Here is a 15582-nt window from a genome sequence, read left to right on the forward strand (position 1 = left end):
AGCGATTATTCCACGATGAACAGCGGCTTACCAGTCATCTCTTCAGGGATCGGCATCCCCATCAGCGACAACATGGTTGGCGCGATGTCAGAAAGCTTGCCGCCTTCTACGGCTTTCACTGATTTATCACCCACATAAATCAGCGGAACCGGCAGGTTGGTGTGGGCGGTGTGCGCCTGTCCGGTCGCCGGGTCGCGCATCTGTTCAGCGTTACCGTGATCCGCGGTGATCAGCAGCTGGCCGCCAACGGATTCAACCGCCTTCGCCACCTGCTCAACGCAGTGGTCCAGCGCTTCAACCGCTTTCACTGCCGCTTCCATCACCCCGGTATGACCGACCATGTCGCCGTTCGGGTAGTTACAGATGATAGTGTCGTATTTGCCGCTCTCGATGGCCGCAACCAATTTTTCAGTCAATTCTGCAGAGCTCATTTCTGGCTGCAGATCGTAGGTGGCGACTTTCGGGGAGTTGATCAGAATACGTTCTTCGCCTTTGAACGGCTCTTCAACGCCACCGTTAAAGAAGAAGGTCACGTGCGCGTATTTTTCCGTTTCGGAGATACGCAGCTGCGTTTTGTCATTCTTCGCCATCCACTCACCGAAGGTGTTTGCCAGCGAGGCGGGTGGGTATGCGCACGGCGCTTTGATGTCTGCCGCGTATTCGGTCAGCTGGATGAAGTCGATGTTTACCACTTTCTTACGGGCAAAACCGTCGAAGTCGCTGTTGACGAACGCACGGGTGATTTCGCGCGCGCGGTCAGCGCGGAAGTTCATGAAGATCAGCGCGTCGCCGTCTTCCATGGCGGCATCGGCCTGGCCTTCAGCGCGAATCACGGACGCTTTTACGAATTCGTCGTTTTCATCGCGTGCATAAGCCGCTTCCAGCGCTTCAACGGCGGTCGCGAACTGGAATTCCCCTTTTGCCAGGGTCAGCAGGTCATAGGCCTGTTCAACGCGATCCCAGCGGTTGTCGCGGTCCATGGCGTAGTAACGACCAATGATGGAGGCTACGCGGCCTTTACCCAGCGCGGCGAATTTGTCTTCGAAGGCTTTCAGGGAGCCTTCCGCACTGCGTGGTGGCGTGTCGCGACCGTCCAGGAAGGCGTGCAGATAGATTTTTTCCGCACCGCGCTCAGCGGCCAGTTCAACCATTGCCATGATGTGATCTTCGTGGCTGTGAACGCCGCCAGCAGAGAGCAGACCCATGATGTGAACGGCCTTGCCAGCAGCAACGGCTTTATCAACCGCGCCACACAACGTTGGGTTGGAGAAGAAGGTGCGTTCTTTGATTTCAACGTCCAGACGCGTCAGGTCCTGATACACGATACGCCCGGCGCCCAGGTTAACGTGACCGACTTCGGAGTTGCCCATCTGGCGGTCCGGCAGGCCCACTTCCAGGCCAGACGCGTCAATCAGCGTATGCGGACGTTTTGCCCACAGGGCATCCATGACCGGGGTTTTGGCGTTGAAAATAGCGTTATCCTGGCTGTCTTCACGGTAGCCATAGCCATCCAGAATCACCAGTACCATAGGTTTTTTAGAAACCGACATTGCGACAACCTCATGCTCAAGAGTCAAAATTTGCGTAATTTTACTACAGCTGAATCGATCAAATAGCCGCAGAAGATCAAAGAAAGCGCAGGGGCAAGGGACTCGCCAGACCATTTTGAGGCATTTTTTTAGGTGGCATGCCGCAGAAAATGGATTAGGTTAGGGTCGCTGGCTGTATTTGCCAGAACGCACAGGTATACTCCTGTCCTGGTTTTTTTAATCACTAAGTCGGGAGTAGTTACCCTCCATGCAAGAAATTATGCAATTCGTTAGCCGCCATCCGGTTCTGAGCATCGCGTGGATTGGCCTGCTGGCTGCTGTGCTGTTCACCACATTTAAGAGCCTGACGTCTAAGATTAAGGTTATCACCCGTGGTGAAGCGACGCGTCTGATTAACAAAGAAGATGCCGTCGTTGTCGATCTGCGTCAGCGTGACGATTTCCGCAAAGGTCACATTGCGGGCGCAATCAACCTGTTGCCAGCTGAAATCAAAGCGAACAACGTCGGTGAGCTTGAAAAACACAAAGCCCAGCCGATTATCGTTGTGGATGCGACCGGCATGCAGGCACAGGAATCTGCCAGCGCGCTTCATAAAGCAGGCTTCGAAAACGTATGTGTGCTGAAAGAAGGCATTTCCGGCTGGAGCGGGGAAAATCTTCCTTTGGTACGCGGTAAATAAGGAGTTCAGTCATGGCCCATATTGAGATCTACACCAAAGCGACGTGCCCGTTCTGCCACCGTGCGAAAGCGCTGCTGAACAGCAAAGGCGTCACGTTCCAGGAACTGCCGATTGACGGTGACGCGATTAAACGCGAAGAGATGATCCAACGTAGTGGTCGTACGACGGTTCCACAGATTTTTATTGATGCGCAGCACATTGGCGGCTGTGATGACTTGTATGCGCTCGATGCCCGTGGTGGACTCGATCCGCTGCTGAGCTAAGAGACTTTAGGACAATTAAAAAGGGTATTTCCATGTCAGAACAAAGCAATAATGAAATGATTTTCCAGATCCAGCGCATCTACACCAAAGATGTCTCTTTTGAAGCGCCAAATGCGCCGCACGTTTTCCAGAAAGACTGGCAGCCAGAGGTTAAACTTGATCTGGATACCGCATCAACCCGACTGGCTGATGACGTGTATGAAGTCGTACTGCGTGTGACCGTGACCGCTTCTCTGGGCGAAGAGACTGCTTTCCTGTGTGAAGTACAGCAGGGCGGTATCTTCTCCATCGGCGGTATCGAAGGCAACCAGATGGCGCATTGCCTGGGTGCGTACTGCCCGAACATTCTGTTCCCGTATGCACGTGAATGCATCACCAGCCTGGTTTCTCGCGGTACATTCCCGCAACTGAACCTTGCGCCAGTTAACTTTGATGCGCTGTTCATGAACTATCTGCAGCAGCAAGCTGGCGAAGGTGCTGAACAACATCAGGATGCCTGATGAGCACTGTTAATGCGTCAATGACTGTGATCGGTGCCGGCTCATACGGCACCGCTCTTGCCATCACGCTGGCAAGAAATGGTCACGATGTGGTCCTGTGGGGCCACGACCCAAAACATATCGCGACGCTACAGCGCGACCGCTGTAACGTGGCGTTTCTCCCGGACGTTCCGTTCCCTGACACCCTGCACCTTGAAAGCGACCTTGCGACCGCGCTGGCGGCCAGCCGCAACATTCTGATTGTGGTCCCGAGCCATGTCTTTGGCGACGTGCTGCGTCAGATTAAGCCGCTGATGCGCCCGGATGCGCGCGTTGTCTGGGCGACGAAAGGACTGGAAGCCGAAACCGGACGCCTGCTGCAGGACGTTGCCCGCGAAGCGCTGGGTGATGCGATCCCGCTGGCGGTCATTTCCGGCCCGACCTTTGCCAAAGAGCTGGCCGCTGGCCTGCCGACGGCGATTTCACTGGCCTCCACCGATCGGGCCTTCTCCGACGATCTCCAGCAGTTGCTGCACTGCGGCAAGAGCTTCCGCGTTTACAGCAACCCCGATTTTATCGGCGTGCAGTTGGGCGGCGCGGTGAAGAACGTGATTGCGATTGGCGCCGGGATGTCCGACGGCATTGGTTTTGGTGCCAACGCCCGTACGGCGCTGATCACCCGCGGTCTGACCGAGATGTCCCGCCTGGGCGAAGCGCTGGGTGCCGATCCGGCCACCTTTATGGGGATGGCTGGCCTGGGCGATCTGGTGCTGACCTGTACCGACAACCAGTCTCGTAACCGCCGCTTTGGCATGATGCTCGGACAGGGCAGCGATGTGAAAGACGCGCAGGAGAAGATTGGCCAGGTGGTGGAAGGCTACCGCAATACCAAAGAAGTCCGCGAGCTGGCGCACCGTTTCGGTGTCGAAATGCCAATAACCGAGGAAATTTATCAGGTATTGTATTGCGGAAAAAATGCGCGCGAGGCAGCATTGACCTTATTAGGTCGTGCGCGCAAGGACGAGCGCAGCAGTAACTAGTCGGAACCGTTGTCACCTGAATGACCCAGCCAGCGCAGAACTGGCTGGTCATTAACTATCGTCTGGAGTAAGCAATGCCGTGTGAAGAACTGGATATCGTCTGGAATAACATTAAAGCCGAAGCCCGGGCGCTGGCCGACTGTGAGCCTATGCTGGCCAGTTTCTACCACGCAACGCTACTCAAGCACGAAAACCTCGGCAGCGCGCTGAGCTATATGCTCGCCAACAAGCTGGCGTCCTCGATCATGCCCGCGATTGCGATTCGTGAGGTGGTGGAAGAGGCTTACGCCGCTGATCCGGAAATGATCGCCTCTGCCGCCTGCGATATCCAGGCGGTGCGCACGCGTGACCCGGCGGTCGATAAATATTCTACGCCGCTGCTGTACCTGAAAGGCTTCCACGCCCTGCAGGCTTACCGCATCGGCCACTGGCTATGGAATGAAGGCCGCCGCGCGCTGGCGATCTTCCTGCAAAACCAGGTTTCCGTGACGTTTCAGGTTGATATTCATCCGGCGGCGAAGATTGGCCGCGGGATCATGCTCGACCACGCCACCGGGATCGTTGTCGGGGAAACGGCGGTGATTGAAGACGACGTCTCGATCCTGCAGTCGGTTACCCTGGGCGGTACCGGGAAAACCAGCGGCGATCGCCATCCGAAAATTCGTGAAGGGGTGATGATTGGCGCGGGTGCCAAAATCCTCGGCAATATCGAAGTCGGACGCGGCGCGAAGATCGGCGCAGGCTCCGTGGTGCTCCAGCCGGTGCCGCCGCACACCACCGCCGCTGGCGTACCGGCGCGCATCGTCGGTAAGCCAGACAGCGATAAGCCGTCCATGGATATGGATCAGCACTTCAACGGCATTCACCATACCTTCGAGTATGGTGACGGCATTTAACTTCTGAGAATGGCGCCCGGATATCCCAGCTGGCGCCATGCTTCATACACCACCACCGACACCGCGTTCGACAGGTTCATGCTGCGGCTGTCCGGCATCATCGGAATACGGATTTTCTGCTCAGCGGGCAGGGCATCCAGAATCGTGGCCGGCAGGCCGCGGGTTTCCGGGCCAAACATCAGATAGTCACCTGCCTGATAGCTTACGGCGCTGTGCGCTGGCGTGCCTTTGGTGGTCAGGGCGAACATGCGCTGCGGCTGCTCGGCTTCCAGAAACGCGGCGTAATCGTGGTGGCGAATAACGGCGGTAAATTCATGATAATCCAGCCCTGCGCGACGCAGGCGTTTGTCGTCCCACGTAAAGCCCATCGGCTCAATAATGTGCAGACGAAAACCGGTGTTGGCGCACAGGCGGATAATATTGCCGGTATTCGGCGGAATTTCTGGTTCGAATAAAACGATGTTAAGCATGCTGCCCCCTTAATTGCGGGGGCAGGATAGCAGAAAAGAGAGGAACTACGCGACGCCGGGTTCCTGCGAGCGGCTGTACAGCATTTGGTAGACGGTTGCCGCCGCGGCCACCAGGGCGGGCACGCTGAGGATCATTAAAATACTGTCCGCCTGCCACTGCATGGAAAGAAGCTGGGCGCTGGTCATGGTTCCCGCCACGCCGCCAAAGCGGCCGATGCCCTGCATCCAGGCGATGCCCGTCGCGCGGCACTCGGTAGGGTAAAAGGTGGCGGCCAGGGTCTGCATGCCCGACTGCGCACCGTTCATCGCGATCCCCATCAGGAAGATCAGCCCGCCAAACAGGGCGATATGGTTATGCTCAATGCCCAGTAACAGAATAAGGCCCATCGTCAGGACGAAACCACACGCAACCACCCTGTGCGCTTCCCAGCGGTCCATCATCCAGCCTGCGAGCAGGATCCCCGCGGTACCGCCGAAGGTGAACAGCGAAGTCAGCCATGCGGATTCCGCCAGGGCATAGCCCATGCCTTGCATCAGCGTCGGCATCCAGCTCAGCAGGACGTAATAAATCACCAGTCCCATAAAGTAGGTGATCCACAGCATCAGGGTGCCGGGTAGCCAGGGCATGGAAAACAGCTGCGACACGCTCCCTTTTTTCGACGCGACCTTCTCCTCCGCCAGGAAAAAGCCCGTGACGCCCTCCAGCGTGCTGCGCGAGAACCGGCTGGCGATACGGCGGACCTGCATGATGTCTTTCCCGCGCTGCACCAGAAACTTCACCGACTCCGGTAAAAGCAGCGCCAGCAGCAGCGTTAAAACCAGCGGCGCAATTGCGCCGGTCAGCAGCACGCTTCGCCAGCCGTGGTGGGGAATCAGCCAGGACGAGATCGCGCCGCCGCCCGCCGCACCCAGAGGGAAGCCGCAGTACATGGTATTGATCGCCATCGCGCGACAGCGCTGGGGGGCAAACTCGGAGATCAGCGTAATGGCGTTCGGCATGGCGGCACCGAGCCCCAGGCCGGTCAGGAAGCGCCACAGCGTCAGGGTATTCAGGCTTTGCGCCCAGGCCGTCCCCAGGCTCGCGAGGCCGAAGAACAGGCAGGAGAAGACCAGCACGCGCTTGCGCCCCATCCGGTCCGATACCGGACCGGCAATCAGCGCGCCCAGCGACAGCCCCAGCAGCGCGGCGCTCAGCACCGGCCCCAGATCCTGCTTATGGATCCCCCATTCTGCCGACAGCGTGGGCGCGATGTAGCCCATCGCCGCCGTATCAAAGCCATCGATCGCCAGAACCAGAAAGCCCAGCACAATGAGCAGCCAGTGAAACCCTGAAAAGCGGCTGTCGTCGATCACCTGCTGAATATCCACCTTACCTGAATAGGTCATACGCTCCCCTCTGATGTGATGTTGTTTTTGTGTTCTTGTCTTTGCTTGTCTATACAATTGCGGGCGACAGGTAGATGTCAAATTTTCTTATCCAATATGTTATCTGGATGTTATTTTTGGCATAAAAAAGCGCCCGAGGGGGAGATCGGACGCATGAGAAGAGGTGTTAACGAGGGGTAATTCAGGCCGCGTTTCCCTGAGCAAGCGGAGCCAGCGCGGCCGGTAATTTGCTTAACTCCTGAACCAGAGAATCCCTGCTGATTTCGCTAATCGTTTTTGCACCGGTCAGCGTCATCGCTACCTTCATCTCTTTTTCGATCAGGTTAAGCAGATTCGCCACGCCCGCCTGGCCCGCGGTCGCCAGGGCGTACAGATACGCGCGCCCCAGCAGCACGCTGTCGGCACCCAGCGCAATCATGCGCACCACGTCCAGCCCGTTGCGGATCCCGCTGTCGGCCAGGATGGCAATATCGCCTTTCACCGCATCGGCAATGGCCGGCAGAGCGCGGGCGGAGGAGAGCACCCCGTCGAGCTGGCGGCCGCCGTGGTTAGAAACCACAATCCCGTCTGCGCCAAAGCGGACCGCATCGCGGGCATCTTCCGGGTCGAGGATCCCCTTGATCACCATCGGGCCATCCCAGAATTCGCGGATCCACTCCAGGTCTTTCCAGGAGATGGACGGATCGAAGTTGTTTGCCAGCCAGCCGATGTAATCCTCCAGCCCGGTGGGTTTACCCAGATACGCCGAGATATTCCCCAGATCGTGTGGACGACCGTTCAGGCCGACGTCCCACGCCCACTGTGGATGCGTTACCGCCTGCCAGTAACGACGGAGCGCAGCGTTCGGGCCGCTCATGCCGGAGTGGGCGTCACGATAGCGCGCGCCGGGGGTCGGCATATCAACGGTAAAGACCAGCGTGGAGCAGCCCGCCGCTTTGGCGCGCTCCAGCGCGTTACGCATAAAGCCGCGATCCCGCAGGACGTACAGCTGGAACCACATCGGGCGCTTGATGGTCGGGGCGACCTCTTCAATCGGGCAGACCGAGACGGTAGAGAGGGTAAACGGAATGCCTTTGGCATCCGCCGCGGCGGCGGCCTGCACTTCACCACGGCGGGCGTACATGCCGCATAAGCCGACAGGTGCGAGCGCGACCGGCATGGAGAGCGTTTCGTTGAACAGTTTCGTCTCAAGGCTGAGGTCAGACATATTCTTCAGCACGCGCTGGCGCAGCGCCACCTCCGACAGGTCTTCCACGTTGCGGCGCAGGGTGTATTCGGCATACGCCCCGCCGTCAATGTAGTGGAACAGGAACGGGGGCAAAATGCGCTGCGCCGCGGCGCGATAGTCACTGGCTGCTGAAATAATCATGCTTTGTTCTCCCTGGAAATATCACTGTCGCCAGGCAGACGGGTAATACGCGCCTGTCGGGCCTGGTCTTCATCGAATCGTTTTATCGTGGTATGCACGAAACCGAGATGCGCCATCATCGCTTTGCGTGCGGCCTCGGCATCACCGGCCAGAATGGCGTTGAGCACCGCCTCGTGTTGTTCGGTCAGCTGGGCAAACACCGGCGGAACCAGATACATCCGCTGGCGGCTCTGCTTCACGGAGGATTGCAGCAGGTCGAAGAACCCGCGCATGGTCTGGAGCAGCACGACGTTGTGCGACGCCTCGGCAATCGCCAGGTGAAAACGCACGTCCGCCTGGGAGGCGATGTCCGGATCGCTGCTTTGCGTGGCCTCAAAGCAGGCGATGAGTTTCTCTTTGTCGGCGTCGGTTGCCCGCATGGCCGCGTGCCAGGCGGTACTGGTTTCGATGGCGTGACGCGCTTCAAGGATGTCGAAGCTGTAGTCCGGGTCGTTCTCCATCAGCGTTTTCAGCGGCTGAACGATGTTTTGCTCGGACCAGTCGTCATGCTGCCAGCGTACAAAGGTGCCGCCGCCGCGACGGCTTACCAGCACCCCTTCGCTGACCAGCGTTGCCAGCGCCTCGCGCAGTGAATTGCGCGACACGCCAAGCTGGGCGGCGAGCTGGCGTTCGGCGGGCAACTTCATGCCCGCTTCCAGCTGTTGTTCTTCAATCAGCGCCCGCACGCGAGAGGCAATCTCGTCGGACAGGCGTCTGGGCATCACTATCATGGGATCATCCAGGTTAAGACATAGGCCTGCAGGGTGGTGATGACTCCGACCATGCAGGTGAATATCAGGCTATGTTTCACGGTAAAGCGGAACAGATCCGACTCTTTACCGACCAGTCCCACCGCCGCACAGGCAATGGCAATCGACTGCGGGGAGATCATTTTCCCGGTCACGCCGCCCGTCGTGTTCGCGGCCACCAGCAGCACGTCCGACACGCCAATCTGCTGGGCCGCCGTTGCCTGCAGTGCGGCAAACAGGGCGTTAGACGAGGTATCGGAACCGGTCAGGAACACCCCCAGCCAGCCGAGGAACGGCGAGAAGAAGGTGAAGGCGTGGCTGGTATGGGCCAGCGCCAGTGCCAGCGTCGACGACAGACCGGAGTAGTTCGAGATAAACGCGAACGCCAGCACCATGCCGATGGAGTAGATCGGCAGCATCAGCTCTTTTACGGTCGCCGCAAAGGTCTGTACCGCCGCCGCAGGCTTCATGCGCAGCCACACCACGGAAAGAATAGCGGCAAACAGGATGGCGGTCCCGGTGGCGGAGAACCAGTCGAATTTATAGACCGCGGCATACGGCGTGGCGGCGTGCACCACCGGCGGCATACGGGCGACCATCTTGTCGAGGAACGGGACAGAAACGTTAATGACCATGTCGTACAGCGCGCCGCCCGGGGCGAACAGGGCTTTAAACGGCGGGATGCTCCACAGCGTAACCGTGGCGGTCAGGAACAGGAACGGCGACCAGGCGCGGATTACCTGGCCTGCGGTGTAGCCGGTGCGGGCCAGCGTTTGATCGACCTGCGAAGCGCCCATGTCGGCGAAGCGGAAAATACGGACCGGCTGCCAGCGTTTCAGGAACAGCGTCAGGCAGACCAGCGACACCAGCGAAGAGATGATGTCCGGCAGCTCCGGGCCAAGGAAGTTCGAGCTGAGGTACTGGGCAATCGCGAACGAACCGCCCGCCACCATCACCGCAGGCCAGGTCTCCTTCACGCCGCGCCAGCCGTCCATAATCGCCATGATCCAGAACAGGACGATAATGGTCAGGAACGGCAGCTGGCGCCCCACCATCTGGCCAATCTCAAAGCTGTCCAGGCCGGTCACCTGGCCCGCAACCAGAATCGGAATACCCATCGCACCAAACGCCACCGGTGCGGTGTTCACAATCAGGCACAGGCCTGCGGCATACAGCGGGTTAAAGCCCAGCCCCACCAGCAGTGCAGCGGTGATCGCTACCGGTGCGCCAAAGCCTGCCGCGCCTTCCAGAAACGCCCCAAAGGAGAAGCCGACAATCAGCATCTGCAGGCGCTGGTCCGGCGTAATGGAGAGAATCGACGAGCGGATAATGTCGAACTGTCCGGTTTTCACCGAGATTTTATAGACGAAGACCGCCGCGATGATGATCCACGCAATCGGCCACAGGCCGTAGAAGAAACCGTAGACGACGGAGGCCAGCGCGCGATCGACCGGCATTTTGTAGAAGAACAGCGCCACCAGCAGGGCGATGGCGACGGTGTACGTCGCGGCAAGGTAGCCCTTCAGTTTGAGCTTAATCAGCGCAAAGAAGAAGAACAGGATCGGAAGCGATGCGATCAGGCTCGACAGCCAGATATTGCCGGCCGGGTCGTAGTTTTGTTGCCAGAGGCTCATGCAGGTCTCCTGGGGACCAGACAGCCTGCGCTGCGGGTGAGTCTCCGCTCATCTCTGCGTCACAGTCTGTGTAAAAGTGGTCCTGCCAATGTTGTGTTGTAGGGTTAATGACAATGAATGGTTAACCAGATGTTATGAGCTAGCAATGGTTTTGTGAGCGGAAATAATGGAATTGTGAACCGGGGGAGGATTGATTGCGCTATTGGTTGGACCAATTCACGCGAAGGGGAAAAAAGTAGGCCGGGTAAGCGCAGCGCCACCCGGCATGAAATCAGAACGCCGTCTTACAAAAACCCGTCATCTCTTTCAGGCCCATTTCGCGGCCAAGCTCGGTCATCGGGTGAACCACCACCAGACCACGGACGCTTTTCTTCAGCTTGCCCATGTCGGCCTGCTCTTTTTTGGTGATCGCACGGCGGTGCGGCATGTTCATCAGCTTCTGCGCTTCTTTGCTCAGCTTCTGGCCTTTGACCTCGCGCAGGCGCTCAATCTCCGCTTCCAGCTTTGCGGTCTCTTTTTCAAGCTCGGCATATTTCTCGGCGGAGTCGACCAGCGACAGGCCCGCCATCTGGTGGCGGATCAGATCCAGGCGGTCGCTCAGGCGTTTAATTTCGTTCTTTTCGACTTCTTTCATGACAAATAACTCTGAAAACGGGGAATTTACAGGGAAGGATACACCAATGTGAGCAGGCTTACTTCTGAAACGCTTTTTTTAAGCTGATTCGGGAAATCAGCTCAGTCAGGGAGAGAACCATCGTGGAACGGACAACCTGTTGATAACGCAGCTTTTGCATCGCGTAGAGCTCCGGGTCGCTGTTATCAAACTGCGGTACCGGAGGAAGCGCGGTGACGCAGTGCAGCTCGCCGAACGGCCCCAGGATCTCATCGTCGGTAAAGGTGTATTCGTTACCGTCATGGTTGAGCTCTTCGCGCAGCGCCATTAGCAGCTCCGCATCTTCATACTCTTGTCGGTTCAGCACGCCAAGACCATAAATCAGCTTCAGACGCACGGATAAATCGCCCAGCGGTCCGTCTCCGTCCAGTAACGGTTCTACAGCATATTTTACCGCGTAGTCGTCTTTGCGAAACACCTGAAGCACCAGGATATTCACCGCCTCGGTTAACAGCTCGACGGCGGCAATCAGGAAACTTCGTACGGTTTTGCCAGCATTCAGACGCTCAAGCACACGATTTTCAAAGGCCTGGGTTTGTTCCATTATTGCCTGCATATCTGACAATCTGTAATCAGGGCGCAGGATTACCTGCGCCGCATTCTGCATCATTTGGTTGCGTTGTATGCGTTAACCGCCTCCACAACCACGTCGCTGTTGGCGTCCAGACCGGAAATCTGCGCCAGCGCAGCCTGCGCGCCCTGGGTATCAATCAGCTGAGCCAGTTCCTGCGCCTGTGGATCCTGCTCGCTGCGGTAGTGCATCGCGGCGGCAATTCCTTTCACCAGGTTGGCGTGCGGCAGACCGTATTCCAGCGTGCCCAGCAGCGGCTTAATCAGGCGGTCGCCCGCGCTCAGCTTACGCAGCGGCTGACGGCCCACGCGCTCAACGTCATCTTTCAGATACGGGTTTTCAAAGCGACCGAGGATTTTCTGGATGTATGCTGCGTGTTTCTCAGCATCAAAACCGTAGCGTTTGATTAGCACCGCGCCGCTCTCTTCCATTGCCCCTTTTACCACCGCGCGGATCTTCTCATCGAGGATCGCATCACGAATGGTCTGATGACCGGCCAATTTTCCGAGGTACGCGGTTATAGCATGCCCGGTGTTCAGCGTGAAGAGTTTGCGTTCGACAAATGCCATCAGGTTATCGGTTAATTCCATTCCCGGAATAGTAGGCAAGTCGCCTTTAAACTGGGTTTTATCAACGATCCACTCGCTGAAGGTTTCCACGGTCACTTCCAGCGGGTCGTTGGTGGCAGATTCTGACGGCGGAACGATGCGGTCCACGGCGGAATCCACAAACCCTACGTGCGCTTCCACCCAGGCTTTGTCTTCATCTGCCACAGCGTTGAGAACGTGGCCTTTCAACTGCGTGGTGCCGCGCACCATGTTTTCACAGGCGATGATGTTCAGCGGGGTGTCGATACCCTGCGCTTTACGTTTTGCCAGGCCTTTCGCGACCGCAGGGGCGATGCGCTCAAGCACAACCGGGCCCACGGCGGTGGTGACCAGATCGACGCTGGCGATAAGGTCAATAACGTCGTCGCCGATGCTGCTGACCGCGTTGACGCCAGATACTGTCTCAACCTGCTCATTTTCGCCCACCACATGGACCTGATAGCTATGACGGGCATTCAGGGCATCCAGGACAACCTGATTCACATCGGCGAATGTCAGGGTAATGCCCGCGTCTGCCAGCAGTTTACCGATAAAACCACGACCGATATTACCTGCGCCAAAATGTAATGCTTTCATAGTGTTAACCTTCATCAATGTTTTTACCCGAGAGGGCTGGGGTGAGGAACGTTTTCCCCTCACCCTAGCCCTCTCCCCGGGGGGAGAGGGAGGAGTACCGTTATTTGTTAAGCAGAGCCAGAACTTCTTCAACGCTGGTGGTGTTCGCCAGACGCTCAATAACCGTCTCGTCATCCAGCGCGTTGGTCAGGCTGGTAATCACCTGAATGTGCTCGTTGTTGCGAGCGGCGATACCAATGACCAGACGGGCGATGTCATCTTCTTCTTCACCGAAGCGCACGCCCTGCGGGTACTGACAGAATACGACGCCGGTTTTCAGGACGCGATCTTTCGCTTCAACCGTACCGTGCGGCACCGCGATGGATTCGCCCAGATAGGTTGGCGTCAGTTTTTCGCGTTCCAGCATCGCGTCGACATATTCAGGCTGAACGTAGCCGCCTTTCACCAGCTGCTCACCGGCAAAGCGAATCGCGTCTTCTTTGGTGGCCGCGGTACGACCGAGGAAGATGTTTTCCGCACCCAGCTTAAACAGGTGGGCGTTGCTCTCGTCAAAACTGTCCTGCAGGCTGGAGCGCACTTTCACTTCGTTGTCTTCGTGACGCTGCGCGGCAACCAGACGTTCGGTCAGGCTGGTGTACAGGCCGCTGTCGAGGAAGTTGGTCAGCGAAATGTGCTGTGCCTGCGGCACCTGGCGCATGGCGCGTTCGGTCAGATCGCGGTGCGTAATCACCAGGTCAACATCCGGCGGCAGGCTGTTAATGGCGCTGTTGGTCACGGAGATGTTGGTCAGGCCTGCATCCTGCACTTTCTTACGCAGCACGCCTGCACCCATTGCGCTGGAACCCATACCGGCATCACAGGCAACGATGATTTTACGCACGTGGCTCAGGTCGTTAGAAACATCACCTGCTGCCAGTGGCGTTGCGCCTTTGGATTCGGCTTTCATATCGTGCATACGACGGGTTGCGGCTTCGATGTCATCATCTTCTTTCACCTTGCTGGTTTTCAGCAGGATAGAAGAGACCACGAAGGAGACGGCCATTGCCGCAAAGATAGCTGCGAGGTTCGCGAAATAAGCGCCTTTTGGCGTCATCGCCAGCACCGCCAGGATAGAACCCGGAGAGGCCGGAGAAACCAGACCGCCGCCCAGGACGCTCAGCGTTAACACGCCGGTCATACCGCCGAGGATAACGGCCAGGATCAGACGTGGGTTCATCAGCACGTATGGGAAGTAAATTTCATGGATACCGCCCAGGAAGTGGATGATCGCCGCACCGCCAGCAGACTGTTTTGCGCTGCCACGGCCAAAGAAGATGTACGCCAGCAGTACGCCCATACCCGGACCCGGGTTGGCTTCAATCAGGAAGAAGATAGACTTGCCGAGATCGTGTGACTGCTGAATACCCAGCGGCGAGAAGATACCGTGGTTGATGGCGTTGTTAAGGAACAGGATTTTCGCCGGTTCAACAAAGATCGACGCCAGCGGCAGCATCTCGTGCGCCACCATGAAGTTTACGCCTGCCGCCAGAACTTTAGACAGCACTTCAACCGCAGGGCCAATGCCGAGGAACGCCAGAATGGCGAGGATCATCCCGATGATGCCCGCAGAGAAGTTGTTCACCAGCATTTCGAAGCCGGATTTGATCTTACCATCAACCCAGACGTCGAATTTCTTAATCGCCCAACCGCCCAGAGGACCGGCAATCATCGCACCGAGGAACATCGGCATATCCGCACCGACGATAACACCCATGGTTGTGATGGCACCCACGACGCCACCACGGTCACCGCCCACCAGACGACCCCCGGTGAAACCGATGAGCAGCGGCAGGAGATAGGTAATCATTGGGCCAACAAGTTTCGCCAGCGTTTCGTTAGGCAACCACCCTGTCGGAATGAACAATGCGGTGATGATACCCCACGCGATAAACGCGCCGATATTTGGCATCACCATGTTGCTGAGGAAACGACCAAAGCTTTGAACTTTGATCTTGAAATCGGATGACATAAAACACCCCTTCTTCTGTTTACGCTTAGGCTTATGGCCCGAGGTTTATTGTTAATGAGGCGGCAGAGGTAGCCGGGCCCTGTTCTGATGCTGTGAAATCTGGCACTGAATCGTTCAACTGTCCAGACAGGGAAAATTTATGTGATACGTGTCACGTAAAGGCAGGGGGTAGGGATGTCAATGAAGTGATCTCAATCACAAAATAAGTGGGCAAAAAAAATACGATGGCGAGAAAAAAAGCAAAATCCACCCCTTTGTGTGATTGCTGTCACGTTTTGTCATGGCGTGTTTGTTTCTGGATTGTGACTGATTTCACAAAATATTTTTATGCAGATTTCTCCGGCTGTGATCGGCGGCAAACTCTGCTTCGCGTTTCAGCGCCAGGATGATATGGCACGACACGATAAGCTAAAAAACCACTTTTGATGTGTGGTATGGCGAAAAGTTAAAAGGTGGATTACGCTCATATTGTAAGGTTGGTAATGACTCCAACTTACTGATAGTGTTTTATGTTCAGATAATGCCCGATGACTTTGTCATGCAGCTCCACCGATTTTGAGAACGACAGTGACTTCCTGCCCAGCCTTGCCAG

Annotated in this window: 16 protein-coding genes; 5 read left to right on the top strand and 11 right to left on the bottom strand. The window is 57.2% G+C overall.

What is annotated here, in order from left to right; genetic code table 11:
* Window positions 1–5: 5 nt before the first annotated feature.
* Complete coding sequence (gene gpmM, locus FHC52_RS20690) at window positions 6–1550, bottom strand: 2,3-bisphosphoglycerate-independent phosphoglycerate mutase (protein WP_023294812.1); 1545 nt, start codon at window positions 1548–1550, stop codon at window positions 6–8.
* 247 nt (window positions 1551–1797) lie between these two features.
* Between gpmM and FHC52_RS20695 the strand changes: the two genes are divergently transcribed.
* The 5 genes from FHC52_RS20695 to cysE all read left to right on the top strand — a co-directional run bounded on the left by FHC52_RS20695 (window position 1798) and on the right by cysE (window position 4907).
* Window positions 1798–2229: a rhodanese-like domain-containing protein gene (locus FHC52_RS20695; protein WP_126288170.1), complete on the top strand. Its 432-nt coding sequence runs from the start codon at window positions 1798–1800 to the stop codon at window positions 2227–2229.
* Between the two features lie 11 nt (window positions 2230–2240).
* Entirely contained in the window at window positions 2241–2492 is a 252-nt protein-coding gene (gene grxC, locus FHC52_RS20700; RefSeq protein ID WP_008502715.1) for a glutaredoxin 3, read from the top strand.
* A gap of 32 nt (window positions 2493–2524) precedes the next feature.
* Window positions 2525–2992 (top strand): protein-export chaperone SecB, encoded by a 468-nt coding sequence (gene secB, locus FHC52_RS20705; protein ID WP_126288168.1) that lies wholly within the window; start codon window positions 2525–2527, stop codon window positions 2990–2992.
* On the top strand, window positions 2992–4011 hold the full coding sequence (gene gpsA / locus FHC52_RS20710) for an NAD(P)H-dependent glycerol-3-phosphate dehydrogenase (RefSeq protein WP_008502717.1): 1020 nt from the start codon (window positions 2992–2994) through the stop codon (window positions 4009–4011). Before secB ends, gpsA begins: the two co-directional genes overlap by 1 nt.
* A 74-nt stretch (window positions 4012–4085) precedes the next feature.
* The gene (gene cysE / locus FHC52_RS20715) at window positions 4086–4907 is read left to right on the top strand and encodes a serine O-acetyltransferase (protein WP_008502718.1); all 822 of its coding nucleotides are present in this window, start codon (window positions 4086–4088) and stop codon (window positions 4905–4907) included.
* On the opposite strand, the gene trmL is transcribed toward cysE, so the two are convergent.
* From trmL to FHC52_RS20765, 10 genes are all read right to left on the bottom strand, one after another.
* A complete protein-coding gene (trmL, locus tag FHC52_RS20720; protein ID WP_021242431.1) occupies window positions 4904–5377 on the bottom strand; it encodes a tRNA (uridine(34)/cytosine(34)/5-carboxymethylaminomethyluridine(34)-2'-O)-methyltransferase TrmL in 474 nt (157 codons plus the stop codon). The two genes, cysE and trmL, sit on opposite strands and share 4 nt — an antisense overlap.
* A gap of 45 nt (window positions 5378–5422) precedes the next feature.
* Window positions 5423–6763, bottom strand: coding sequence for an aromatic acid/H+ symport family MFS transporter (locus FHC52_RS20725; RefSeq protein WP_126288166.1), 1341 nt, complete (start codon window positions 6761–6763; stop codon window positions 5423–5425).
* 181 nt (window positions 6764–6944) lie between these two features.
* Complete coding sequence (lldD, locus tag FHC52_RS20730) at window positions 6945–8132, bottom strand: quinone-dependent L-lactate dehydrogenase (RefSeq protein ID WP_008502721.1); 1188 nt, start codon at window positions 8130–8132, stop codon at window positions 6945–6947.
* Window positions 8129–8902 (bottom strand): transcriptional regulator LldR, encoded by a 774-nt coding sequence (lldR, locus tag FHC52_RS20735; protein ID WP_023294814.1) that lies wholly within the window; start codon window positions 8900–8902, stop codon window positions 8129–8131. Before lldR ends, lldD begins: the two co-directional genes overlap by 4 nt.
* On the bottom strand, window positions 8899–10554 hold the full coding sequence (gene lldP / locus FHC52_RS20740; protein ID WP_039267048.1) for an L-lactate permease: 1656 nt from the start codon (window positions 10552–10554) through the stop codon (window positions 8899–8901). Before lldP ends, lldR begins: the two co-directional genes overlap by 4 nt.
* 271 nt (window positions 10555–10825) lie before the next feature.
* Complete coding sequence (locus tag FHC52_RS20745; protein WP_008502724.1) at window positions 10826–11188, bottom strand: YibL family ribosome-associated protein; 363 nt, start codon at window positions 11186–11188, stop codon at window positions 10826–10828.
* Window positions 11189–11246: 58 nt separating this feature from the next.
* Window positions 11247–11837 (bottom strand): mannitol operon repressor MtlR, encoded by a 591-nt coding sequence (gene mtlR / locus FHC52_RS20750; protein WP_039267046.1) that lies wholly within the window; start codon window positions 11835–11837, stop codon window positions 11247–11249.
* On the bottom strand, window positions 11834–12997 hold the full coding sequence (mtlD, locus tag FHC52_RS20755; protein WP_084832029.1) for a mannitol-1-phosphate 5-dehydrogenase: 1164 nt from the start codon (window positions 12995–12997) through the stop codon (window positions 11834–11836). The genes mtlR and mtlD overlap by 4 nt, the downstream gene beginning before the upstream one ends.
* An 85-nt stretch (window positions 12998–13082) precedes the next feature.
* On the bottom strand, window positions 13083–14990 hold the full coding sequence (locus FHC52_RS20760; RefSeq protein ID WP_220420241.1) for a PTS mannitol transporter subunit IICBA: 1908 nt from the start codon (window positions 14988–14990) through the stop codon (window positions 13083–13085).
* Between the two features lie 493 nt (window positions 14991–15483).
* The coding region (locus tag FHC52_RS20765) for an IS1 family transposase (protein WP_000641146.1) at window positions 15484–15582 on the bottom strand (99 nt) is incomplete at its 5' end.

The organism is Enterobacter sp. EC_64 (genome assembly GCF_019584165.1).
GTDB lineage: Bacteria > Pseudomonadota > Gammaproteobacteria > Enterobacterales > Enterobacteriaceae > Enterobacter > Enterobacter roggenkampii.